The sequence below is a fragment of the Paenibacillus sp. Root52 genome (assembly GCF_001426865.1).
In the GTDB taxonomy this organism is placed as follows: domain Bacteria; phylum Bacillota; class Bacilli; order Paenibacillales; family Paenibacillaceae; genus Paenibacillus.
Window position 1 is genome coordinate 659,106 of sequence record NZ_LMFO01000001.1, and the last position, 24,959, is coordinate 684,064.

Below are 24,959 nucleotides of genomic sequence, written 5' to 3' on the forward strand. Positions count from 1 at the left end.
CTATGCTTTAATGAAATGAGCAGTAATAACAAGAAATGTTGAAAGTGGGATTCTATGAAACGACTAACGATTGGCCTGTTCGCCCATGTGGATGCAGGTAAAACAACTTTTGCCGAACAACTGCTGTACCATACGAACAGTATCCGGTCGCGAGGGCGGGTGGATCATCAGGATGCGTTTCTGGACAGCCACGACATCGAGCGGGCAAGGGGCATTACCGTGTTCGCAGATCAGGCAGTACTAGAGTATAAAGGTGACAGCTACTATTTAATAGATACGCCTGGACACGTCGATTTCTCCCCAGAGATGGAGCGGGCAATCCAGGTCATTGATTATGCCATTTTGATCGTAAGCGCAGTTGAGGGTGTCCAGGGTCATACGGAAACAGTCTGGCAGCTACTGCGGAAACATCGGATCCCAACGTTTTTCTTTATAAACAAGACGGATCGAGTTGGAGCGGATGCAAACAGAACCGAGTTGGATATTCGGCAGCAGTTGACAGGGGAAGTATGTTGCATTACAGAGAGGTTCGCTGACGGTATCATCGCTGAATCGCTGCGTGAGGCTATGGCGGAGCGGGACGAAACCTTGCTGGAAGCTTTCCTGGAGGGGAGAGACGATTCTGGTTTCTGGTTGAAAGCCTTGCAGAAGATGATTGCGGACGGTCTTCTCTTCCCTTGTGCTCACGGTTCTGCGCTTCAGGATACTGGGGTTGTTGAATTTCTGGATCAGCTGCACCTGCTGACGACAACCACTTATGACGAGGATGCTTCGTTCCAGGGTAGAGTTTATAAAATTCGGCACGATGCAGGGGGAGCGAGACTCACGTTCATTAAGGCACTGGGCGGTCGGTTGAAGGTGAGAGAACAACTTAGTTATGAGAGCGGCGGGGTTCAATATGACGAAAAAATTACGCGACTCTTCTTGTTTAACGGCCTTAAATCGCAGTCGGTGGAACAAGTAGAAGCCGGGGATTTGTTTGCCGTTGCCGGATTATCCGCGACCGAGACCGGACAAGGTCTGGGGTCGATATCTGACAAGCTAACTTACGATTCGGAGCCGACCTTACAATCGAAAGTGATTTTCGACGATTCAATACATGTTCAGAAGGTGCTCGGTGCATTCCGCACGCTTGAGGCAGAGGAGCCGTCTCTAAACGTCGTTTGGGATGAGAAATTGCAGGAGATTTCTATCCGCGTCATGGGATTGATTCAACTGGAAGTGTTAGAGCAGATTGTTGGAGAGCGGTTTGGCTTCGCTATCTCTTTTGGACAACCGGAAATCTTGTATAAGGAAACAATTCATTCGGCTGTGATAGGGTACGGTCACTTCGAACCGCTCAGACATTATGCAGAAGTGCATCTGCTAATTGAACCGGGAGAAAGGGGAACCGGCATCACGTTCGATAGCAGATGTCATGTCGATGATCTGAATGTCAGCTATCAGAATCTGATTCGAAATCACCTCTACGAACGGGAGCATCACGGACTGCTGACTGGCATGCCAGTCACCGACGTGAACATCACGCTGCTGAGGGGTCGCGCGCACAAAGAACATACTCATGGCGGCGATTTTCGTGAGGCTACCTTTCGAGCATTACGTCAAGGTATGGAGAAGGCAGACATCGTGCTGCTTGAGCCCTATTACGATTTCAAAATCAAAGTCACTCTCGATGAAATGGGTAGGGTGCTGTCCGATATTCAGCGTGCTTCAGGTACATTTAATCCGCCAGAGACAGATGGAACGCAAGCAGTGGTCACGGGCAGAGTGCCCGTATCAACTTTCATGAACTACAGTGCCGAATTGGCATCCTTTACGCATGGACGAGGCAGTATACGCTGCGTGTTCAGCGGATACGACCGCTGCCATAACACGGAGGAAGTCATAGAGCGGATGGACTACCGCAAAGAGGCAGACCCACTATATACATCTTCATCTATTTTTTGCGCCAAGGGAGCAGGTTACTCGGTACCATGGGATGAAGCTGAAGCCAAGATGCACCTTGAATTAGTACCTAAATGATCTTTTAAGAAATTAAGCAATTATCGAGCTTAGTGAGTCTAATCATGTGATAGAGCAAGAGGTATTACTTGAAGGTCGTAAGCGAGTTCTCGTTCATCCACCCAGATTTAGATAAGGAAAGAGCCGCACTAAGCGCGGCTCTTTTGTTTGTTGATATTAATGTCCACCTGTATTGGTAGCCCAAACAGGACCTTTTCCAGTGGAGTAGAACACAACATTTCCATCGTCTTGAACAACCAATGTATCGCCACTCAGGCCTGGTGGTACATTACCTCCGTAGTGGGCGTTAGTCCAGTCTTGTATTTTTGAAAACCAAAACCAATGAGAATCGTTATAATCTGTTAATCGAAGCAAATTATTTTGAACTTTTAACACCTGCGGATACCTTGTGATTGTATGACCTGTGTGATCCCGCCATTGATATTTTGCACCACTTGTTTTTGTAGACCAAAGCGACTTCCCTTGTTTGTAAAGCACTAGATTTCCATCTGTCTGCATGATTAGAGTAAATCTTCCGTCGTTCGATGTAAGTGATTGACCTAGTGTTAGTGATTCACCTGCTGTAAGAGAGTTCTTCGCAGAAGCTGCCGAGACGAGGGTGATCTGAAGCATAAACAGTGCCAGCAAGATGAGTACCGATTTTTTTGCGATTTTTTTCATAGTCGACTGCTCCTTTTAGGATATTTTTTTATTTCTAGTAAAATATAGCATAAAATGAATAGAAATCAACTCTTTTTTTGATAGATTTTGTAAAATATTTGTAAAGCTTTACCTGATCGATAAGTAAAGCAGTAAATTCCATTCCGAGAAGTAGACCACGCTCAAGATTACGTAGTGGTCGATGAGGAAGGAACGGAGTTATGGTGTGGAAGCACACGTAAAAAAGAACCGTAAGTGTTCAACTTCCATCGATGAACACTTACGGTCTTTTTATGTTTATCCTGTACCTTCATGCCAAGGCAGCATCTTTAAAACAATATCTAATGAACGACGGTATCGATTTCTCTTTGTTAACGTCTTCGGAAGGCTCCTCCGCGTGCCAGAGCGAAGAAGATGAGCAGGGCAATAATTGAGCCAACGATGGCTGGAATAATATGAAATCCGCCAATCACCGGTCCCCTTGCTCCCAACAATTCGGTTCCTAACCAGGAACCGATAAAACCCGCAATAACGTTTCCAAGAACACCGCCCGGTACGTCCCGTCCAATCAAGTTGCCGCTTAACCAGCCAATAAGTCCACCAACAATGAGTACCCAGAGCAGATCCATGGTTTGTTCTCCTTTCTTCGGGTTTATTACAAGTTATGTTGGACTCAGTGGAATAGACCTCATCTTCCAGTTGGTGGAGGAATCTAAAGTGTCTGTGCTAAGATGAGGGTAATGATGATTCAAGCAGGGAACCAGGCTAGAAGGAGTGTGCAGTACATTGAAGAAAATACTAGTCATTGACGATGAAGTTGCAATTAGAGATTTAATTGAGCTCGTGCTGAGGCGAGAAAACTACGATGTGCAAACTGCAGAAGATGGCAAAACCGGACTGCAATTGCTGGCTTCTTTTCAGCCCGACCTGGTGGTGCTAGATTTGATGCTGCCTGACTGCTCCGGATATGACCTTTGCAAGGAAATCACCGGGAAACGTGCCGTTCCTGTGATCATGCTCTCTGCCAAAAATGAGGTCATCGACAAGGTACTCGGACTAGAGCTAGGCGCGGAAGATTATATGACCAAACCCTTTGACAACCGTGAATTGCTCGCTCGGATCAAGGTGATTCTGAGAAGAAACGAGAGCAAGGAGGAATCAAGTGAAGGAACAGAAGTGAGATCTACACGCATTATTCATGAAGAGCTGACATTTGATCTGGAAAGCCGAAGGGTACTGAAAAATGGTGTACCCGTGTCTTTAACGGCTAAAGAGTTTAAGATTCTGGAAACGTTACTCAAAAGGCCAGACAAAATCTTTACCCGGGATGAGCTGTTGCAGATCGGATGGGGATATGACTTTATGGGAGACAGTCGCAGTGTGGATATGACCATCATGCGATTACGGAAGAAGCTGGAGGATAACGCGGATGAACCGAAGTATGTCAGGACGATCTATGGATTTGGCTATCAGCTTGGGGGTGGCGAGACCTGAAGTACGCAACTCGGCTACTGCTGAATTATTTGTTTTTCTCCGTGTTGTCCTTCGGCATCATCATATTTGCGGTCAATAAAGCCATCGATTACTACAGCTTCATCACTATTGAAAAACAGATGATGGAGAAGGCAGATCTGTCCGAGCTGTCCTTTCGTGAGGTGCTGGCACAGCATAGGTCATCATCAGGGGAGCCGCAGACTACGGAAATCGTCAGACTTGCTCTGGAGAAGCTGAAAGCTTCAGGTAAAGAAGTGCGTATCTATGACAGCTCCAAGCAGTTAATAGGCTTGGCTGTAGATGGCATCATCATTAATGATGGCAAACCGCACATTTTCGAGAAAAATATTGAGAAAGCCCTGAGCGGCAGCTATGCATACACCGTAACGGATGATCATCTGCTTTATTTTGCGACGCCTATTCAGGATCAATTCTACGAAAACGCTTATGTGTATGAGTTCGTGGAGGATATTTCTTACTTTTATGCGATTATGGATCAAATCCGTTATATCCTATTTGTGGGTGCGGGTGGATTTATTGTACTGATTACGTTATCCAGTCTATGGATTGCCCGCAACACAACTAAGCCGATTAAGCTGTTGCTTGGCGCTGTGCAAAATTTCTCTAGACAGGAATTCCGGAGAATTCATCTAAACCGTAAGGATGAGCTGGGCATGCTGGCAGATGGACTGGATTCCATGGGACGCCAGCTTCATGATTACATTCAGTATCAGAAACAATTTGTCTCCAACGTATCACACGAGTTAAAAACACCCTTGGCAGCCATTCGTGGCTTCTCTCAATACTTGGTGGAAGGGGAGAACGAAAATAAGGAACTGCAAAAAATCTATGCTCATCTGTTGCAGGAATCGGATCGGCTGACGCGCTTGATTAATGAACTGTTGTTGCTATCCCGATTCGACAAGGCTGGTTCTGACGAACTGGAAGTGGAGAAAACGGAAATGAACGAACTGATTCAGCAAGTCGCATTGAATATGGAAGCCAAAGCGAACGATAAAGGGATCAAGATCATAATTAATAAGACGGAGGGAGATCCGGCAGATGAAGGTCTGACAAGAGTCTACGCCAACGTCAATCCAATGCTAATGTCCCATGCGATCGCCAACCTTATGGACAATGCCATTAAATATTCAGGCAGTCATTCGCAGATTGAAGTGGAGATGGAGCATACGCCAAGCGAGGTGGTCATTCGGATACGTGATCAAGGCATAGGTATCGCGGGCGATGAGCTGGAGCGAGTGCAGGAACGATTTTACCGGGCGAAAAATGCAAGCACAGCGAACGGTTCGGGTCTTGGACTTTCGATCTGCAAAGAAATTGTAGAGCGGTTTAATGGATATATCGACATGGAAAGCGAGTTAGGAAAAGGGACTACTATCACGATTGTGTTGCCTCGCGCATAAACCCATATCTAAACCCAAGACTAAATAGGTACGTTACAAGATTGGTACAATTCTGTTATCAGACTAACAAATGCTTTTTATATAATCACTTCATAAGAAGAAATCATACATTTATGGAGGGATCATGATGAAATTAACAAAGAAAACTGCATGTTTTGTAATGATGAGTATTTTACTAACGATGGCACTGGCGGGCTGCCAGTCCAATAGTGCCAAGTCGCCAGAAGCGGCGCAGAACTCGGCTGAAAATAACACGCCCGACGAACAGGCTAAAGGCGAAGAAGCATCCAACTCTACTGCACCTGCTTCAGGAAATTCGGAAGAAGAGAGTGCTGAAGCAATTAAAGAAGGTTCGATCGAGAAGGAAGGCAATGTGGTGCTGAAGGAGCTTGCTTTTGTCTATAATGAGCACACTATTGCGATCTCGGATACAGCGAATGAAGATCAGATGGAACAGATGCTGGGCAAACCGGATAACCTGAAATCTCATACGTACAGTGCCGATGATGGAACAAACATGGATACATTAATCGGTTTTACAGAAAAGGTTTATACGTATCCTGGACTGGAGATTAAAACAATAAGTATACCGGAGGGGAAACAAGACTCCATCTTCCATATCGAAATTACAGATCCTAAGTACACGACAGTGCGTAACATTAAAGCAGGAGATAGTCTGGATACACTCAAAAATACCTACCCTGAGGGGAAACTGCTTGGTAATGGAGCTCCCGATGAGGAAGATGATTTCCGCTATGAGCCATCCAACTATGTAGATGTGATGTCGTTTCATATCAAGGATGCCAAAGTGGAGAGCATTCAGATCTTTAGCCTTTTGGACTAATATTTAGTGATCAATGTTGGTCAAATATCATTTTTGTAGCATCCTTCAGGGTGCTTTTTTCTTTTGCGCTCATAATACGAAAGCTGCTCCAATCCTATTTCAGCTCGCAATATCTTGATGATTTGAAAGATATCTTAACAAATTGAATGAATTTGCAATGGACGAAGTTTGAGAAATCCTGCAATGTTATAGTATACCAAAACATCAATTTATAACGAATGGAATGGCACACAAGTCTACGACATGAAGGGGGCGGGAACATGGTTTTAAGACAAAAACGCGGCTTAAAAAACCAGACTAAGTGTATTGTCATGTTTATGTTAATCATTAGTTTAGTTGCTGGGGGTTATCCTTATCCTGTATCAGGTGAGGTGTCTGTGATCGAGAATACAGCAGCAGAATATCTGCCAACGATTTATGAGGAAATTGATGCAAGCGGTTTCAAACATCCTGGTATTGGACTTACTAAAGACATTCTGGAGAATATGCGCATGCAGGTGCTGGCCAAGCAGGAGCCTTGGCACAGTTATTTTAATCGAATGAGCGAATCTGGAGCTGCATCTAGAAACGTTACATCCAGCAATCGTAGCAGTTCGGATCCGACAAAGCCTGGCAGCGTGGATTTCAATAGCCAATCTTTCAACTCCAAATTTATAGCAGATAGCTTAAAGGCCTACACGCAGGCTATTATGTATTATGTAACAGGAGAACAGGAGTACAGAGCTAACGCGATGGGTATTATCCGAATCTGGTCTCAGATGGATCCGGCCAAATACAGCTATTTCAATGATTCGCATATTCATACCGGAATTCCACTGAATCGCATGGTGACAGCAGCAGAAATTTTAAGATATACCAGCAGCACCACACAAGAACTGAAGTGGACAGACCAGGACACAACCGATTTTAGTACTAATCTCATCTATCCGGTCATTGATACATTCCAGCATCACAACGGTTATTTTATGAACCAGCATCTGTATCCCCTTCTTGGAGCCATGTCAGGATATATCTTTACAGGTAACCGTGAACGATACAATGAGGGCGTAGAATGGTTTACTGTGAATGAGAGCGCTGTGGATCAAGGACAAAATGGCTCGATTAAGCAGTTATTTCGACTAGTGGATACTAATATTCTGACAGGTGAAGCAGTGGTTCCTCCGAGAGTTCAGCATGTGGAGATGGGCAGAGATCAGGCTCATGGCGCTGGAGACATCACTAATGTGGAGATTTTGGCTCGCCTGTTGGAGGCACAGGAAACCAAAGTCGATCCAGTCGTAGGAACGGTGTCCACGGCGGAAAATGCGGTTAATGCCTACGAATATCTCGATCAAAGGATATTGAAGGCCGCTGATTATTTTGCACAGTTCATGCTGGGTCATGATACGCCATGGACGCCGGTTGCGGCTCACACAGATGCCAATGGCAATCCAACTATTATCTATAAGGAGCTGGCTGAAGGGTACAGAGGACGTATTGGGGGCAACGTCTATGGCCTCTATTATTATTACAAATATGCAGCAGGCGTAGATATGGAAGAGGAAGCTCCCTACTATGCCGATATGTTTAAAAAGCGGCTGCCTTTCTATTGGGAATCTCCAGATGGAGGCGCTGATTATTGGATGTTTATCCCTGCAGAAGCAGCGAGTGAAGGTGCAACAACACTTCCCAAAGTATCGACGAATGCAGATTGGAATGAAATAGAGCACCGAACTACAAGTCTGGATTCTAATTCCGAGATCAAACAAGAGGGTGAAACATCCTTTGTAGAGATTACAGCTACGGAAGAAGGAAGTCGTATCTCCATTGTCAGCACCAGCACTCCCGTTAAAACCATAGGACTGCGAATACGAACCAATGGTACAGCCAAGCTTGTAATCAATGGGTGGGAAGACGATCCTTTGATTTTGCATAATACCCAGGGACAGTGGAAATATGTAACTTATACGATGCACCATCTACGAGGGCTAAGTGATTTGACCTATTTCAAAATTCAGGGATCGGGCACTCAGGTGGATATGGATCACATCCATCTTAAAGCAAGTGAACAGCTGACACCACCTGTCTTTGACGATAGCGGAAGCTCTCTTGATCTGTACACGTATGTCGGATCAGATGCTGCATTGCAGTACGATTTCTCGGCCACAGATGCAGACGCAAATGACAACGTCACCTACCAGATTAATCATAAACCTGCGGGGGCTGTCTTTGACGAGAGTACGGGTGCTTTTTCGTGGAAGCCGGAGCAAGTCGGAACCTATTATGTAATAGTAGGAGCGACGGATGGAACCTCCATTACAGCCAAAGAAGTCAGGATCGTTGTAAGCGGTGACCGAGCATCTGCTGTTGATGTAGTCATCGTCCCCTATATCCCGGAAATCAGTTATGTATCGACAAGTTTGATGCACTACAATCGCATATATTCGGATATCATGGACGTAATCACAACGGCTTCGGATGACGAATTTTTGCAAAAACTGATGCAATTGAGAGCTGCGGTAGTGGATCTTCAGGAATTAACACCGCAGCTTCAGGATGGAAGCATAGATTATTCCAATATGCTGGCTGCCGCAACGTTCTATAATGAAACGCTCAATTTATTGGATAATTACGCAGGAAGCTTTGCATTTTATGGTAATGCCATCAATTTAACGCACACGATGGATTTTGGACCGGATTATAAAGTGAGTGCAGATGCCTTCTCCCTTCAGGTAAGGGCGAGCTTTCCTGAGCGAATTGGCGGTACTGCTGTTTTTGGCTCCAATGATAATGAAAGCTGGACACGATTAACTCCAGAGTTAACCGTCGTTTCAGAAGATATGCAGACACTGGAGGTCAGCGAAGCACACAAAAATACGCTCTTCCGTTTCTTCAAGATTCAGATGATTGAGCCATCGAGTACCATGCTGGAGTTGTCCGAATTGAGAATATTCGGAAAACGACACGAAACGAATAATAAAATTCAATCTCTTACAATAAGCTCTCCCGAGAGCAATCAGAACCGCGTTAATACAGGCAATACGATTGTGCTGACCTTTGAATCGACCGAACCTATTCATGATGTGCAGGCTGTAATTCAAGGTAAGCAGGCAACGGTGCATTCAACGGATCACCTGAACTGGACGGCATCGGCAGTCATGGACAATCTTGCACCTACAGGGCCTATCAAGTTTGCCATCGACTATAAGGCGGCTAATGGAATGTCGGTAGATCCTACCATCTTCACGACCGATCATTCTTCCCTGTATTTAGTAAACCAATCCAAGCTCCTCGATGTAACCAGGCTGGCCACCGTAACAGCTTCAGATAAACAGTATGGTACAGGCGGACTGAGTAAAGAGCAGGTAGGCTATCTATTGTTTGATGGCAATACGGGCACTTACGGCGATCTGGTTACTGGAGCTGGAGCCTACTATACGGTTGATTTTGGGCCTGATGTATCGGTTACGCTGAGCGATATCATGCTGATGCCTAGAGCCTCCTATCCTGCAAGAATGAATGGCGTTGTCATGCAAGGTTCGAACGACAATAATAGCTGGACGAACTTGATTTCAGCTGTCGCAGGAACAGCAGAAGGCAAGTGGACTTATATTGGTGGGAATAGAATCGTAGAGCATGATGCTTACCGATATCTGAGAATTTACAACAGCGCTGCATGGAACGGAAACGTGGCAGAAGTGGAATTGTACGGACAATATGATATTCGCAGCATTGATTCCAAAGTAGTTAGCCCGGATGGATATACTAAGGGAAGCTATTACGAATATATGCAAGAGGTTGAGCGAATTCGAGCACTCTTTAACCATCCCGCATCGGATCGTCCTGCTCTGTTGCAGAAGCTGTACCAAGCTCAAGAGCAGCTGGTTTCTCTTGTTTCGCTGCCTGCACAGAAGATTAGCATAACACCTTCCATGGTGACGGCTTCCACGCCAGTCTATCAGAACAAGGGAACCAAAGAACAGAATGGTTGGCGTGCCGTGGACGGCAATGTAGATACGTTTACTGATACCACGGACGCTGTGTCATGGATCGATATTGATTTGGGAGAGAATCAGGCCGAGTCATTATCGAGCTTCAAGTTCTATCCGAGAAATGGTAAGGCTTCAGAAATAACGCGAGTTAACGGAGCTACGCTTCAGGGTTCTAATGATGGTACGCAATACACCGATTTGTATACCATCAGCGGGATCGGCAGCGTCCAATGGTATACAGCTCCGATAACCAATGATACATCGTTCCGATATCTGAGGTACTACTCACCGGGCGGCTATACCAATGTGGCCGAACTGGAATTGTACAAAAAGCCCACTGACCCAACGCTGCTGGTAAAGCTTCTGGAACAAGCGGGTACATTAGATGCGGAAATCTATGATGAGGCTAGCTTCACCACCATGCTGGAAGCCAGATCAATGGCCACAACAATAGCGGAAGATGCTGATCGTACCCAGGCACAGATTGACTCCGCAGCTACCGAGCTACTTCAGGCGATTCAGGGGCTGATCACTAAGACGGTAACGAACGATGAAGGATGAACGGTCGTGTTGTTCCAGAATGAAAAAATAGTAAGAATTTAACGAAACCCTTGATGTAAAGAAAGCAAGCGTTTATGTCCCGAAGCCCTTGAATAAGGAGGCTATGGGACATTTTTTTCATTGTACTGTAGCAGATCGGTGCAGATCAGGTACACGGTTAAAAGAAATTAGAATAAAGTGAAAGATTTTATACTGGATTTTAGAGAATGAATTTGATAGCTTAAGCAATATGAATAACTATAGCTGACCTCATTTATGATAGCGCATACATTGCCGTAGAGATGGGATCGCACACCGAAGAACGAAGTAACAGGGGGTGGATGTAAATGCCTGAATATAAAAAAACGATCTTTATCAAATTTATATTGTCATACACCGTTCTGTCCGTGGTGCTGATCGGCATCATGGGTGGGTATTGGTATACCCAAGCCAATGAAATGATGGAGGATGAGATTGCCAAAGACAATAAAAACCGCCTGAGCTCTGCCAAGGATTATATCGAGCAGACGATATTAAAGAAATATGAAGACAATCTGCAGAATAAAGCACTTTCCATTCGATTTATTCAGAATAATTTCAATTTGAATCTATTGTTAACGAAGAGCTGGGAAGGAAACTTGAGTCGAATTGCCTCCTTTCGGCAGGAACTGGAATTCTACAGGATTGAAAATGAAGGTCTAGCCAATGTTACGGTTTATTTTCCGGCTAATCATTATGTCGTGGATGCCAGTAACTTCCATATGGAGAGTGATACATCAGAAGATGCTGAATTCATCTTTAAGCTGAACGAAGTGAATTCTAAAGAATGGCTGTTTCGGACATTGGCGGATGGTAGCAAGGTAATGACCTATGTGATTAAACTGCCATACGAGACACCTGGCGTACCCACTATGGGGTATTTCTTCATGGATGTTGGGGTGGAGTATCTACAGACGGCGGCGTCCCGAATTTTGAGTTCCTCGGCAGACCAGCTGTATATTTTCGACTCTTCCGGTCAAGAGCTGCTGCACACGGGACAGTATAATGAGACGCTCAGTGGGTTATTGCAGAATACCATTCACAACAAGCATAGTGGAGAACAGATTATTGAAGGAGCAGAAGGCAAAGCCGTGCTGTCTTACCTGGAGTCCGCCAACTCGCAGCAGGAATGGACATATGCGATGTATCGTCCGATGAACTCATTTGTCCTATCATCCGAACAGTTGAAAAACAGTCTTGTAATTAGTTGCGGCGTAGTTGTGTTATTCGGTTTGTTACTATCGTTCTTTTTCTCCAAACAGCTCTACATCCCGATCAAGAGACTGATGATGCAGATCAAAGGTTTGCATACATCAAGTGCCGTCACCTCCTTAGGTAATGAGTACGCTTTCATTGGTAACACCTTTCATCTGATGGAGGAAAAGATCGTAAACCTTGAGACCCAAGCCAAGAAAAACCATCTGAAAAACCTCTTGCTTGGCGTAAGTTTAGAGATTGAAGCGGAGCAATTCATTCAAACAGGATATGATTATAGCACCGTCTATCTCCGAATTCCGGAAGAGGGCAGTGCAGGTTTGAAGATGCATTATGAAAAGATGAATCGGTCTTTCCATAGCATATTCGTTCCATTAAATGAGAATGAGGCGGCTATGATTTATTGTATTCTTCCTGATGAACAAGACGCAGAGAAGCGTATCCTAGCGGAGTTGCAGGAGCTTCAGCGATCTACGGAGTCGGGTTCCCGGTTTGGAGCGGCAATGGGAAGTAGGGTAGGACACCCAGAAGCACTCGCTGATTCGTATCAGATGGCCAAGCAGGCAAGTAGATATCACTTTTTATATGGAAAAGATTCAATCGTTGCATACTCCAGCGTGCAGGACATGAACACAACCCCTTATCTGTTTCAATACGATCATTTCAAGAATGCATTACAGGCGGGAGATCAGGAAACGGTTGCTGAGTTTATTAATCATTTTCTAGAGGTTCTTCAGGATGGTCACATGCAGATCGAGACTGCAGAGCTCGCTGTGCTGCAATTAATAATGCAATTGTATCAATCGGTGCTTGAGTTGAAATTACAACACTTTCTACCCCATTCCAATATCTTTGATGAATTAAAAAAGGATACGCTGATCGATACGGTGGAAGGTATACGTAGACTATGTATGCAGATTACTGAACATTTGAGGTATGCGGGCAACCATGCACATACGGATGTCATTCGAACTTTGAAGGTATACATTGCAGATCATTTGCATGAAGAGTTATCTCTTCAGATCCTCTCGAAGGAAGTATCACTAGCCCCTGCATATATTTCTACCCTTTTTAGTGAAGGGACCAAAGAATCATTTACGGAATATGTAACGCGGTTGCGACTGGAAAAAGCAGCGGATCTACTGCGTGATCAACCACGTCTGTCGGTTTCGGTTATTGCAACACAAGTGGGATACCGGAATCCGCAGTATTTTCACAGTAAATTCAAATCACGTTATGGCGTAACGCCTGTACAATATCGGAATTCACAGCTGGCAACGCTGGATTCTTTGTCTCTGGATAAGGAATAGGGGAAGCAAAGATAGAGATAGAAGGTAAGGCGGTGCATATGGGCTGTTGTTTGGAGCATTTAACGAATGTTATCCAAGCAGCAGTCATTTTTTATGAATTCGTTAGATTTTATAAGAAACCCTGAAAGAAATCATAAAGAATCGAAAGAACTTACAATAGAAAAAGCGCTTACATAACACTAAGATTGGAGTGTGGACTTGAGCAATTTTGGATGGTTGGAAAGGAGCAGTTATCATGAACCCGGTGCATAATCCGGAAGTGGACGGCAAGAAAAGTATCTATAATGAACAGCCGTCAAAATGGGCAGCAACTTGGAGGGAATACAAGAAGTGCAGATATCTATTTCTTCTTCTTGCTCCGGTGCTGATGTGGTATGCGGTCTTTGCATACGGCCCAATGTACGGGATCCAGCTGGCCTTCAAGGATTTCAGAATCATGGATGGAATCTGGGGCAGTCCGTGGGTCGGCTTCAAGCATTTCGAGTTTTTGTTCTTTCAATCTCCTGATTTTTTGCGGATTCTGAAGAATACGATCATCATCAGTTTTTTGCATATTCTGTTTGGATTCCCGGCACCGATTATCCTTGCGCTACTAATTAATGAGATCCGCTCAGGTGCTTTCAAGCGGATAGCACAATCGCTGACCTATCTGCCGCATTTTTTTTCCTGGGTCATTCTTTCAGGGATTTTAATCACACTGTTGTCTCCATCATCCGGTGTGGTCAATTATCTACTCCAGCTTGTGGGTTTGGAGTCGGTCTATTTTCTGGGAGATCCGAATCATTTCCGCTCAACACTGGTCATTTCGGCGATTTGGAAAGAAGTTGGTTGGGGCACGATTATCTATTTGGCCGCACTAGCGGGCGTTCAGCCCGAGATGTACGAGGCCGCGGTGATGGACGGAGCGAGTCGCTGGAGGCAGACACTCAGTATTACGCTTCCGACGATTATGCCGGTCATTGTATTGATGTTCATTCTACGTATTGGCAATGTGCTGGATGCTGGCTTTGACCAGATTCTGAACCTTTACTCCCCTGCAACCTATAGTGTGGCGGATATTCTGGATACTTACGTTTACAGGGTAGGCTTACAAAACTTCCAGTTTAGCATGACGACAGCGGTCGGCCTGTTCAAGAATGTGATTGCTTTTGCGCTAGTACTGGCAACGAACTATATGGCTAAAAGGTTTGGACAGCAGGGGCTCTTCTAAACAGAATAACCAGATTGGAGGACAAGGCAGTGAAGTATAGCAGGGGCAGTAACCTGTTTCAGTTGGGTTTGATTATGTTCATGATGATCTTATGTATTGTCATGCTGTATCCTTTTGTGCATATGCTTTCGATCTCATTTAGTACACCGGCAGAAGCATTGAGATTGGGGATCCATCTGTATCCCCAGCAGGTATCCTTTTTTGCATGGGAGAAGGTATTGGGTAGTCAGGATATCTGGATGGGATTCGGAAATACGGTTTTTCGTACCGTAGTGGGGACGATATGTTCGATTCTGTTCATGTCGTTAGGGGCATATCCGCTATCTCGTAAATATTTACCGCATCGTAATGTGTATACCATGATCATTGTGTTCACGATGTTCTTCAGCGGCGGGATGATTCCTACCTATTTCTTGATCAAATCCCTGGGAATGCTGGATTCGCGGCTTGTGTATATTATCCCCGGATTGATTAGTACGTTCTCTATGCTGATTCTGCGTAATTTCTTTCAAAACATACCTGACGAGCTGGAGGATTCGGCGAAAATTGATGGTGCGAACGATCTGCGTATCTTGTTTCAGCTCGTACTTCCGTTATCAATGCCTGTTATCGCCACCTTGTCACTATGGTCTGCGGTAGGACATTGGAATGCCTGGTTTGACGCAGTGTTATATATTCAGGATCCTTCCAAGCAGGTACTTCAGACCTTTCTGAGACGAGTGGTCATCACAGGAGAGAATCTATCCATGTTCGCAGCAGATGTTAAGGGCTCGGAATTGGGATACCAGGAACCGATAAAAGCCGCTACACTCATGTTCACCGCACTACCCATTATTATGGTATATCCATTTTTGCAAAAGTATTTCGTGAAAGGAACGATGGTAGGTTCGCTTAAAGGTTAACAAGGATCCATTCAAGTTGCCTCAAGGTGTCTTGATTCAAATAAGAAGAATCGTTAGATCAAAAGGAGGAATTCAGAGATGAAACAAAAGAGATTGTTGACCAGTATGCTAGGTATAGTGTTGTCTGCTTCAGTGTTGGTAAGCGGTTGCAGTGGTGGAGGAGTTACCGAAAATAGTACAGGTGATATTTCAGACAAGGGCACTGAGAAGCCGATGGAAATTTCAATTGCAAACAACTGGAATATCCCAAAAGCCGATAACAATTACGTTCAAAAGTTTTTGGAAGATAAATTTAATGTGAAGTTCAAGAATATTTCCTTCGAAACGGCTACCTGGAAAGAACAATTCAATGTCATGCTGGCTTCCGGCCAGATTCCGGACATTATTTCGGTAGATGGCACTGTAGGTGATGTGGTGCAATGGGCGGATCAAGGTATCCTTGCGAGTGTATCCCAAGAGGAAATTAAGCAATATATGCCTAAATACACGGCGGACGTGGAAAGTGTTGATCCGAATGCCTGGGATCCGGGGACATACAACGACAAGAATTGGGGGGTTCCCAAAGTATGGGGAGAAGGCGCAACAGGGTTTATTCCGGCCTATAACGGACAATGGCTCAAGGCTATTGGTTACAATGAACCGCCAAAGAGTCTTGCCGAACTTGAGGATGTGCTGACCAAATTCTTGAATGACGACCCGGACGGTAACGGTAAAAAGGATACGTATGGCTTGACTGGACGAGGCAAGGATGCTCAGGCGCAGCTGTTCAATACGGTGTTTGCAGCTTACGGAGTAGCTCCGTACCAGTTCAAGCTAGACGAAAATGGCAAAGTAACTTATGGCGCGATTACAGAGGAAGCTCGCAATGCACTGAAGCTGCTAAATAAATGGTATAAGGCGGGCATTATCGATCCTGAGTTCATCACAGATGGCAACAGCGAGATTCAAACCAAGTTTGTCAGTCTGCGAACGGGCATCATCGAGACAGGAATGTGGCACCATCTGTATGATGATGGATATTTTGGACTGATCTCCAAAGATAAAGGCATTGAGCTTGTTCCCGGTGTTCCGTTCGCTGGACCGGACGGCAAGAAGTATGCGATGGCTAACGGAGCCTTGCAGCCTCCATTGTTGTTTGGAGCACAGCTGGAGAAGGATGATGCCAAACGAATCAAGATTTTGCAAATTCTTGAGTATGTCACAACGGATACAGAGGGCTACTTAACGACAGTGTTTGGCGAAAAAGGAAACTCTTATAAACTTGAAGGCGAATTGGCAGTTATTACGGAAGCCGCGGCGGGTACCGAGTTAATGAGTGAACTGGGTGCAGGTTTCTATAATCCATTCGGTGCCAAAGTAAGTTCCATGATGAAGCATCACTATTCTCCTGAAAAGCTGGCTTTCAAAGAGAAATTGACTAATGTTGAGGATGTTACTGTCCTGACTGATCTGATGCAGTCCACGGTTATGACGACGAAAGCCCAGTACGAGGCAATTTTAAATACTTTGCAGGCTCAATATTATATTAAAGCCATCTCAGGTGAAGCCAATACGGACAAAGACTTTGATGATTTTCGGTCACAGTGGTTGAACTCGGGCGGACAGTCGGAACTGGATGAGGCTCAACAGATCTATGAGGAGCGCAATAAATAAAAAGAACTTTTCAGAGATGAAGGCAAGATCGTTAGCAGATGAACGTGGGAATGGTGCTCGTCTGCTAACCGGCTCATCTCTGGGGTTAGAGGAGGAAGTATATGCAGACTGTTAATACCGATGTAGTGGTTTATCCAGCCCCGACTGGTGCCGTAGTTAACTCTGACTTCACTGTGAAAGTTCGTAAGCCGCACGGAGAATGGCATCTCTTGTCTAGCTACAATGTGAAGGTTGATATGCATGATGTTCGTAATGCATCGATGATCACGTTCGATTGTAACGGTCCGGTAGAACTGCACATTGTGAAAAATACGGGAACTGTTCAGGCGGCGATTGTCCGCCCGATCTCAGCAGGCTTAAGCTGTGCGTTGGAAGCAAACCACATGTCGCTTCATCTGGACGGTCCGCAGCAGCTATCCTTAGAAGTGGATGGAGACCGATTCCACAATTTGCACATCTTTGCTAATCCGCTGGAGCAGGATATTCCGCAAGTTTCAGATGAGGGTGTTTTGCTGCTAGCCCCCGGAATGCATCATACGGCAGACATGCTGGAGACTTTGGCACGTGTGGGTTCAGCGGTGAGAACCAATGTGATCTATTTTCAACCCGGTATCCATCATTTTGATACATCTCGATTAGAGGTACCTTCCCATACAATTATCTATATCGCCGGTGGTGCAGTCATCTATGGAGGATTTATCTGTAACCGCGTGGAGGATGTGGTCATTCGAGGAAGAGGAATATTGTATATGTCTGATTTTGAGAAAACGACCTTTTATCGCGGGGTAGAAATCAGTTATTCCCGAAATATATCCATTGAAGGCATAACATTCATCGATCCGCCCCATTATACAATCCTGATCGGGCAATCTGAAGCTATAGATATTTGTAACATCAAAACTTTCAGCACGCGAGGCTGGTCAGATGGCATTGACATGATGGCCTGTTCGGATGTGAACATTGATAATGTATTTCTGCGTACTTCGGATGACTGCATTGCAATCTATGCCTCTCGGGGCGAATATCAGGGAGATACCCGGAGAGTTCGAGTTCAACGTTCGATCTTATGGGCAGATGTGGCGCACCCAGCCAATATAGGTACACACGGCAACTATGAAGGAGACGGAGATATAATTGAGGATATTGTACTCAGCGATATAGATATTCTGGAACATCACGAACCACAGCCGGACTACTGGGGTTGTCTAGCGATCAATGCGGGAGATAATAACACGGTACAGAACGTGCTGTATGAGAACATCCGTATTGAACCTTTCGAATTAGGCGAATTGTTTAATGTGAGAGTGCTACAAAATCCAAAGTATAATCCTGCTCCAGGTAAACGGATCCGCAATATTCTTTTCAAAAATATTGAGTATAACGGAAGTTGTCTGAATCCTTCCCATATTGAAGGCTACGACATAGGTCGCAAGGTAGAGAATGTGAGATTTGAGAATGTAATGCTAAATGGTGAACACTTATGCAAAGACAAAGATCTTGTAGTCGGAGCCCACGTCGCTAAAATTAAGATCCACGACTATAACTAGAATTTGGCTATATAGATATTAAACTGAAAGCAGGAGAATAGCCATGTTAACCATTGAAAATTCGAATATTTGGCTTCAAGGAGTCGTTCAACGTATAATCGAAAAAATGGACTGGGTGAGTGAGAAATCGAAGGATAAAATTCCTTATACGACTATAAATGGAGTACATGATGACAGATCTGTCCAAAATCCAAGCGGGACGCACGCTGACGGAATCAATTGGTGGACCAATGGGTTCTGGGGTGGTATGATGTGGCAAATGTATCATGTAACGGGTCAGGAGAAATACAAAAAGTATGCGAATCTTACAGAAGATAAATTAGATGCCGGGCTGCAGCAGTATTACGGATTGCATCATGATGTGGGCTTTATGTGGCTGCCAACCAGCGTTGCGAACTATAAACTCACCCAAAATCCACAGTCCCGAAAACGGGCGTTACATGCAGCTAATCTTCTGGCAGGTCGCTATAATCTAGTAGGGGAATTTATACGAGCGTGGAACGACCTTCCAGAAGAAGATAGTCGAGGTTGGGCGATTATTGATTGTATGTTTAATATTCCGCTCCTTTATTGGGCCACAGAAGAAACCGGGGATCCACGTTTTATGCAGATCGCCTTGAAGCATGCGGATACAGTAATGAAAACCTTTGTACGTCCGGACGGATCGGTTCATCATATTGTTGAATTTGACCCGTTTTATGGGGGAGTCGTAAGAACGTATGGAGGACAAGGATATGGGGACGGCTCTTCCTGGTCCAGAGGTCAGACGTGGGGGCTTTACGGTTTTATGATGAGCTATATTCATACGGGCAAAGAAGATTACCTTAATGCAGCTAAACGCATTGCTCATTATTTTATCGCGAATATACCAGAGAACGGAATTATTCCTGTTGACTTTAGGCAACCAAAAGAACCTGCATACGAAGACTCCATGGCCGCAGCCATCGCTGCTTGTGGACTCATTGAAATATCTAAGGCTGTCGGACCTCATGAGAAGGAGATCTATCTCCGTGCTGCGATCAAGCTCTTGAAGGTACTCGATGAGGCTCGTTCAGACTGGACAAAGAGCTGTGACTGCATCCTAGTGAATGGATCAGCGGCTTATCATGCGAAAGAACATCACCAGTCCATCATTTATGGAGATTATTTCTTTATTGAAGCGATCTTCAAATTAAAGGGAAAAGATCTGTATCTTTGGTAAGCAATCATCATGTGAGTATAGTACATGTGAACATAGTATATGAAACGCTAGGGGATGGATGCCAAACACAAAACCTGCTGTACTGAACCCGCCTATTTCTACAGAAGGAATAGGCGGGTTTTATGTTGTAAAAATACTGTTTAAAATCCGTGTTAAATGAAGTAGACTTAAAGATCGAAAATAGAAGGCAAAGATAGAGTCGCTAAGTTAGTCGGGCACTCCAGTCTGTGGATGCCTGTTGACCATGTCTTGAACGACAGTGGAATGCAGAAATGAAGATTATTCCTCACTACATTCCTACAGGCGGAGCGTTCCCAATTCGCGTACATGATGAATGGGTTGCAACACTTGCACTAAGTGGACTACACGAGGGTAGGGATCATGAACTGGTCGTTCGTGCTCTGAGTATAGCACTACAAAAAAAGATTCCCATGTTTCCGTGTGCAACTATTTGAGTAGTCCATAATTAAGTCTCAGGATTAAAGTAGCAACCGTTTCCGATTTAGCGGAAACGGTTTTTCGTTTATTTACAAATTGATCCAATGAAACGTAGAAGATGTAGGAATGGAAATATGAGAGAAGGTCTGCTCATAAATCCAAAATGTCAATATGTAATTCGTGATAAAAATACGAGAATTGTGATATAAGTAAACCCTTTCAGAACATACAATGGACTCGTAATCGAATATTCATTTCAATCTCTAGAGAAGAAGTGTTAGGCAATCATCTCTAAGTTGAGATGCAATAACTAAGATATGCAAGTAGAGAGGGATTCTTTTTAATCTAACTTGTATACAAGTAGACCGATCACAGGAAAGAGGTGAAAATTTCTTATCATTAGAAATGAAAGCGTGCTAATTCTAACAATAAAGGGGTCGAAATGAACACCATGAGAACTGCCATAATCGGAACTGGAAAAGTCGGTCATTTCCATGCAAAAGCTTTTGCGAAATTGAAGGATTCTGAATTTACAGCGGTGTGTGGTAGAAATTTGGGACGTGCACAATCATTTGCTGACCAATATGGAGTTAAAGCATATGACAACATTGAAGAGATGATTATTCGTGAAAAAATTGAGGTTGTCAGCATCTGTACACCGCATCCAAATCATGCTGAGTCAGCAGTAATCGCTGCCAATTTGGGTGTTCATATTCTTATTGAGAAACCCCTATCTTCCAGTTTAGAAGATGCTGACACCATTCTTGATGCTGCATCAAAAGCAGGAGTTCAAGTGGGCACTATCTCGCAGCGCAGATTCTATCTTCCATGTATGAGAATAAAAGAGGCTATTGATCAAGGAAAGATTGGCAAGCCCGTTCTAGGTACAGTTAATATGTATGGCTGGCGCGATCAAGCTTACTACGAAAGTGATCCGTGGCGTGGTTCATGGGACGGTGAAGGCGGAGGTGTACTGGTTAATCAAGCGCCCCACCAGATCGATCTGCTCTTGTGGTATATGGGTGAAGTAGAGGAAGTGTATGGACAATGGGCTAATCTCAATCATCCTTACATCGAGGTTGATGATACTGCTGTAGCTGTCATTAAGTTTAAAAATGGAGGGCTTGGCAACATTGTGGTGAGTAACTCACAGGATCCTGCACTCTATGGAAAAGTTCATATTCATGGTGATAATGGTGCAACGGTTGGAGTGCAAACCGACGGAGGTGCCATGTTTATCGCAGGAATGTCTGAAATTACTGAGCCACCAGTTAACGATGTTTGGACTGTACCTGGGGAAGAACATAGGCTAGAGGAATGGAAGCAGAGTGATTCTGACTTTTTCAATCAAGCAGATTCCTTGTATCACTATCATCAGGAACAAATAGAAGATTTTTTGAATGCGGTATCAACTGGAAATAAGCCAATCATAGATGGCCTCGACGGAAGACGGACAGTAGAGATTTTCACTGCAATTTATCGGAGTACGCAAGAGAACAGACCGATAAAATTCCCTTTGAAATAAAAACGTATGATCACAACTATGACAATGTAAGCGAGAAGGGAGTTTTGGTATGACACCTACGATATTTATTATTATCTTAATAGCAGCAGTCATCATGTTAACATTCGGGACGCTGAAGCTAAAGATCCATCCTGTTATTGCTCTCTTTTTAACTTCAATCTTTTTAGGTTTATGTTTCGGAAATTCGCTTCTTGAAACATTAGCAAAGATTAATGAATTTTTTGGTTCGACTTTATCCGGGGTTGCAATTACTATAATTTTTGGAGCAGTGATTGCAATCGGAATTCAAGATACAGGTGCATCAACAAGTATTGCAAATTTCTTTATTAAATTATTTAAAGGTAAGCGTCTTGAGCTTGCTCCATCTTTAACAAGCTTCATGGTTGCCTTATCGGTTTTTGGTGATATTGCAATGGTGTTAACTGCTCCAATCTCATCCATTTTAGCAAAAAGAAAAAAAATTAATATGGCAAAAATCGCTCCTTATGTAAATCTTGGATTAACTCTTCCACACGGACTTTTGCCTCCGCATCCTGGTATTCTAGCAGTTGCTCTTCTATTAGGTGCTGATTTAGGTAAAGTAATTCTTTGGGGTACAATTATTTGTGTTGCCTCATTTGTAATTACCTATATGCTTACAATTAAAAAGATGAGCAAAGTAGAATTTATTGAACCATTACCTGAATTCTCTAAAGAAATTGAAACTGTACAAGAAAACGCAACGATAAAAGAACTATATATCAAAGAGGATAATACGCCATCTACTTGGACGTCATTTATGCCGTTAATTGTTCCAGTTGTTCTTATTTCCGCTGGTTCATTCGGTAAGATGATATTTGAAGAAGGATCGTATGCTTATGCAGTATTGTCCACAGTTGGAGATAAAGTATTTGCTTTGTTTGTCGGTGTCATTCTAATGATGTTCCTGATTCTAGGAAGAAAACCAAAAGTAATTAAAGTAGCAAAGAAAAATGAACCTATTAGTGAGAATTCTTCAATTTTGGAAATCTCAACGAATAACTGGTTAACCAGAGCTCTCAAAATTGCTATTATGCCGCTGATCGTTACCGGTATGGGTGGTGCAATGGGGGGCATGTTAAGAGAAAATCCTGTTATTGATGAATTAGGAATGATGGTTGCTGGGACTGACTTTCCAAAATTGTTAATTCCATTTATTCTCTCTGCAATATTAATGGCAGTTTGTGGATCAATGACGATTGCATCTATGACAGCAGCTGCCTTGGTTGCACCAATGCTGGGTATACTTGGGATTTCTCCGGTAGCGGCTACTCTGGCCGTAGGGGCTGGGTCAATGGTATTCTGGCACGTAAACAACAGTGGTTTCTGGATTATGACTTCACTTTATAATTTCAACACGAAACAAGGTTTGAAGTATTTTACTACTATTAACGGATTAGGTGGTATAGTAGCCTTTGCAATACTTTGTATATTATCAATTCTTGGTTGGGCATAGGGTAGACATATCTGCGATCCCAAACTATTGAGCAATTGTATCCAAAAGTAAATTTGGCCGTTTTCCGATTCAAGGGAAACGGTCACTTCTTTTTTGTGGACCGTGCCGCCTATCTGTGAATCGCATCCTTTTTGCGTTTATTGAATGTAATCTCGTATTCCATAAATCTCTCGATACTGCTTAGGGGTTAGCTGGGTAATTGATTTAAAGTTTTTACCGAAATGACTCTGAGAGCAAAATCCGAGATTAGTCGCAATCTCACTATAGGTGTATTTTGAATACATTAATAGATTTCGTGCTAATTTAATCTTTTCTTGCATAATAAAATCGCGAATAGTGATGCCTTCTTTTTTATAAAACAATTCTGTTAAATAATTTGGATTCATGTCTAATTCCTGTGCAATATCTTTAATATAAATCTTATCGTGAAGATGCTTGAAAATATAATTTTTACACAGTTCAATACGTGGGTGACTGCTCCTAGGATGATGAGTACGAGACTTATGTCTTTTTACTTCATAAACCATACGTGTATATTCCAGTTCTGCATCTCGAAACAAACGCTGTACGGATTGGGGCTCGGAGAGCTCCTCCATTTTATAGATATAGCTATCGGCTAGAGAATAGGCCATCTCGTGGGACACTCCACCTTCAATGGCTGCCCTGCATGCGAGAGTCATACCGGCAATGCTCACATTTTTTAATGATCGCAGATGGTCTTCAGCCAATAACCCAAAATACCCGTCAATTTGTTCGTTCCAACTCTTCTTTAATTGATCTATGTCTCCATTACGAATACAACTCATTTCGCGAATTTCTTGAGCGTAGGGAAAATGCATTCTCCCTACTTCTTGGTTATGGAAAATAACATCAGTGAAATGTCTTTTGACATCCTCCTCAGCCTGGACACTTATATTGCTACTTCGTAGCACTTCTTCTGTTATAGGTTCAGCTGAATACAAATTGTTAAGTAATAACAGATGCTGAATCAGGTGGTGCAAGTGACATAACGGGACGAGGTCTGATTTTATACCAAGATCAGGTGCAGAGTGCTTCAGGGCTATAGGATCCTGCATGCGAACAGGCCCAACTAGAAATACATGGTCAGGGGTGGTAACAATGGAATAGAGTAGCTGATTAAAGGTGGCGATTATAGGGATGTTGTTCGTTGCTATAGATAACATGAAGTCTTTTAGTTTTACAGCGTATGAAGCATCCGAGGATATTGTCGGATAATGGATGAGGGTATAGACTAGCTCGCCGTGCGGTGTATATTGATACACATCTGCTTTCAATTGTGTTGAGACGTGTTGGATAAGGTAATCTGTATTCAATCGTTAAACCTCCTTTTTTATTATGGGCATTGTATCAAATAAATGAGATGTTATCCAACATACTAATATAGCTTTAGTGATACAAATAAGAGATTTGTGATATAAGTATATTTCCCCAGCTCTTAGAATGAATCCGTAGTCAAATATATATCCCAATTCATAATTAGAATTTAGCAG

17 protein-coding genes are annotated in these 24,959 nt (G+C 43.6%); 14 read left to right on the forward strand and 3 right to left on the reverse strand.

The features are described from left to right. Positions 1-54: 54 nt before the first annotated feature. Positions 55-2,022, forward strand: coding sequence for an elongation factor G (locus ASD24_RS02790; protein WP_056691159.1), 1,968 nt, complete (start codon positions 55-57; stop codon positions 2,020-2,022). Between the two features lie 156 nt (positions 2,023-2,178). Here the strand turns inward: ASD24_RS02790 and ASD24_RS29805 are convergent, their stop codons facing one another. Both ASD24_RS29805 and ASD24_RS02800 read right to left on the reverse strand, forming a co-directional pair. Continuing rightward, a complete protein-coding gene (locus tag ASD24_RS29805) occupies positions 2,179-2,682 on the reverse strand; it encodes a hypothetical protein (RefSeq protein WP_082560249.1) in 504 nt (167 codons plus the stop codon). A 350-nt stretch (positions 2,683-3,032) separates the two neighbouring features. Beyond that, the gene (locus ASD24_RS02800) at positions 3,033-3,290 is read right to left on the reverse strand and encodes a GlsB/YeaQ/YmgE family stress response membrane protein (protein WP_056691161.1); all 258 of its coding nucleotides are present in this window, start codon (positions 3,288-3,290) and stop codon (positions 3,033-3,035) included. Between the two features lie 157 nt (positions 3,291-3,447). On the opposite strand from ASD24_RS02800, the gene ASD24_RS02805 reads away from it, so the two are divergent. From ASD24_RS02805 to ASD24_RS02865, 13 genes are all read left to right on the forward strand, one after another. Continuing rightward, positions 3,448-4,155, forward strand: coding sequence for a response regulator transcription factor (locus tag ASD24_RS02805; RefSeq protein ID WP_056691165.1), 708 nt, complete (start codon positions 3,448-3,450; stop codon positions 4,153-4,155). Between the two features lie 119 nt (positions 4,156-4,274). Next, positions 4,275-5,579, forward strand: coding sequence for a sensor histidine kinase (locus ASD24_RS02810; RefSeq protein WP_235540299.1), 1,305 nt, complete (start codon positions 4,275-4,277; stop codon positions 5,577-5,579). A 124-nt stretch (positions 5,580-5,703) separates the two neighbouring features. Continuing rightward, positions 5,704-6,423, forward strand: coding sequence for a hypothetical protein (locus tag ASD24_RS02815; RefSeq protein WP_235540300.1), 720 nt, complete (start codon positions 5,704-5,706; stop codon positions 6,421-6,423). Between the two features lie 260 nt (positions 6,424-6,683). Then, positions 6,684-10,955 carry a discoidin domain-containing protein gene (locus ASD24_RS02820; protein ID WP_056691170.1) on the forward strand — a complete coding sequence of 1,424 codons (4,272 nt, stop codon included), beginning with the start codon at positions 6,684-6,686 and terminating at the stop codon, positions 10,953-10,955. A 326-nt stretch (positions 10,956-11,281) separates the two neighbouring features. After that, the gene (locus ASD24_RS02825; protein WP_056691172.1) at positions 11,282-13,498 is read left to right on the forward strand and encodes a helix-turn-helix domain-containing protein; all 2,217 of its coding nucleotides are present in this window, start codon (positions 11,282-11,284) and stop codon (positions 13,496-13,498) included. Positions 13,499-13,733: 235 nt separating this feature from the next. Then, a complete protein-coding gene (locus ASD24_RS02830) occupies positions 13,734-14,708 on the forward strand; it encodes an ABC transporter permease (RefSeq protein ID WP_056691176.1) in 975 nt (324 codons plus the stop codon). Between the two features lie 29 nt (positions 14,709-14,737). Then, the gene (locus ASD24_RS02835) at positions 14,738-15,610 is read left to right on the forward strand and encodes a carbohydrate ABC transporter permease (protein WP_156395303.1); all 873 of its coding nucleotides are present in this window, start codon (positions 14,738-14,740) and stop codon (positions 15,608-15,610) included. A gap of 78 nt (positions 15,611-15,688) precedes the next feature. After that, positions 15,689-17,263 carry an extracellular solute-binding protein gene (locus tag ASD24_RS02840; RefSeq protein WP_056691179.1) on the forward strand — a complete coding sequence of 525 codons (1,575 nt, stop codon included), beginning with the start codon at positions 15,689-15,691 and terminating at the stop codon, positions 17,261-17,263. A gap of 101 nt (positions 17,264-17,364) precedes the next feature. Further along, on the forward strand, positions 17,365-18,810 hold the full coding sequence (locus ASD24_RS02845) for a glycosyl hydrolase family 28 protein (RefSeq protein ID WP_056691182.1): 1,446 nt from the start codon (positions 17,365-17,367) through the stop codon (positions 18,808-18,810). 43 nt (positions 18,811-18,853) lie between these two features. Continuing rightward, complete coding sequence (locus ASD24_RS02850) at positions 18,854-20,011, forward strand: glycoside hydrolase family 88 protein (protein ID WP_056691185.1); 1,158 nt, start codon at positions 18,854-18,856, stop codon at positions 20,009-20,011. A gap of 272 nt (positions 20,012-20,283) precedes the next feature. After that, entirely contained in the window at positions 20,284-20,466 is a 183-nt protein-coding gene (locus ASD24_RS31490; protein WP_056691188.1) for a heme-binding protein, read from the forward strand. Positions 20,467-20,900: 434 nt separating this feature from the next. After that, positions 20,901-21,974, forward strand: a complete 1,074-nt coding sequence (locus ASD24_RS02860) for a Gfo/Idh/MocA family protein (RefSeq protein ID WP_200956121.1) — start codon at positions 20,901-20,903, stop codon at positions 21,972-21,974. Positions 21,975-22,023: 49 nt separating this feature from the next. Next, on the forward strand, positions 22,024-23,448 hold the full coding sequence (locus ASD24_RS02865) for a GntP family permease (RefSeq protein WP_056691195.1): 1,425 nt from the start codon (positions 22,024-22,026) through the stop codon (positions 23,446-23,448). A 137-nt stretch (positions 23,449-23,585) separates the two neighbouring features. On the opposite strand, the gene ASD24_RS02870 is transcribed toward ASD24_RS02865, so the two are convergent. Further along, a complete protein-coding gene (locus tag ASD24_RS02870; RefSeq protein WP_056691198.1) occupies positions 23,586-24,782 on the reverse strand; it encodes a helix-turn-helix domain-containing protein in 1,197 nt (398 codons plus the stop codon). Between the last annotated feature and the right edge of the window lie 177 nt (positions 24,783-24,959).

What these genes read in the sequence shown, in the direction of transcription:
- ASD24_RS02790 (WP_056691159.1), top strand. Translation starts at nt 55, where the DNA reads ATGAAACGACTAACGATTGGCCTGTTCGCCCATGTGGATGCAGGTAAA.
- ASD24_RS29805 (WP_082560249.1), bottom strand. Translation starts at nt 2,682, where the DNA reads ATGAAAAAAATCGCAAAAAAATCGGTACTCATCTTGCTGGCACTGTTT.
- ASD24_RS02800 (WP_056691161.1), bottom strand. Translation starts at nt 3,290, where the DNA reads ATGGATCTGCTCTGGGTACTCATTGTTGGTGGACTTATTGGCTGGTTA.
- ASD24_RS02810 (WP_235540299.1), top strand. Translation starts at nt 4,275, where the DNA reads ATGATGGAGAAGGCAGATCTGTCCGAGCTGTCCTTTCGTGAGGTGCTG.
- ASD24_RS02815 (WP_235540300.1), top strand. Translation starts at nt 5,704, where the DNA reads ATGATGAAATTAACAAAGAAAACTGCATGTTTTGTAATGATGAGTATT.
- ASD24_RS02820 (WP_056691170.1), top strand. Translation starts at nt 6,684, where the DNA reads ATGGTTTTAAGACAAAAACGCGGCTTAAAAAACCAGACTAAGTGTATT.
- ASD24_RS02825 (WP_056691172.1), top strand. Translation starts at nt 11,282, where the DNA reads ATGCCTGAATATAAAAAAACGATCTTTATCAAATTTATATTGTCATAC.
- ASD24_RS02830 (WP_056691176.1), top strand. Translation starts at nt 13,734, where the DNA reads ATGAACCCGGTGCATAATCCGGAAGTGGACGGCAAGAAAAGTATCTAT.
- ASD24_RS02840 (WP_056691179.1), top strand. Translation starts at nt 15,689, where the DNA reads ATGAAACAAAAGAGATTGTTGACCAGTATGCTAGGTATAGTGTTGTCT.
- ASD24_RS02845 (WP_056691182.1), top strand. Translation starts at nt 17,365, where the DNA reads ATGCAGACTGTTAATACCGATGTAGTGGTTTATCCAGCCCCGACTGGT.
- ASD24_RS02850 (WP_056691185.1), top strand. Translation starts at nt 18,854, where the DNA reads ATGTTAACCATTGAAAATTCGAATATTTGGCTTCAAGGAGTCGTTCAA.
- ASD24_RS31490 (WP_056691188.1), top strand. Translation starts at nt 20,284, where the DNA reads ATGAAGATTATTCCTCACTACATTCCTACAGGCGGAGCGTTCCCAATT.
- ASD24_RS02860 (WP_200956121.1), top strand. Translation starts at nt 20,901, where the DNA reads ATGAGAACTGCCATAATCGGAACTGGAAAAGTCGGTCATTTCCATGCA.
- ASD24_RS02865 (WP_056691195.1), top strand. Translation starts at nt 22,024, where the DNA reads ATGACACCTACGATATTTATTATTATCTTAATAGCAGCAGTCATCATG.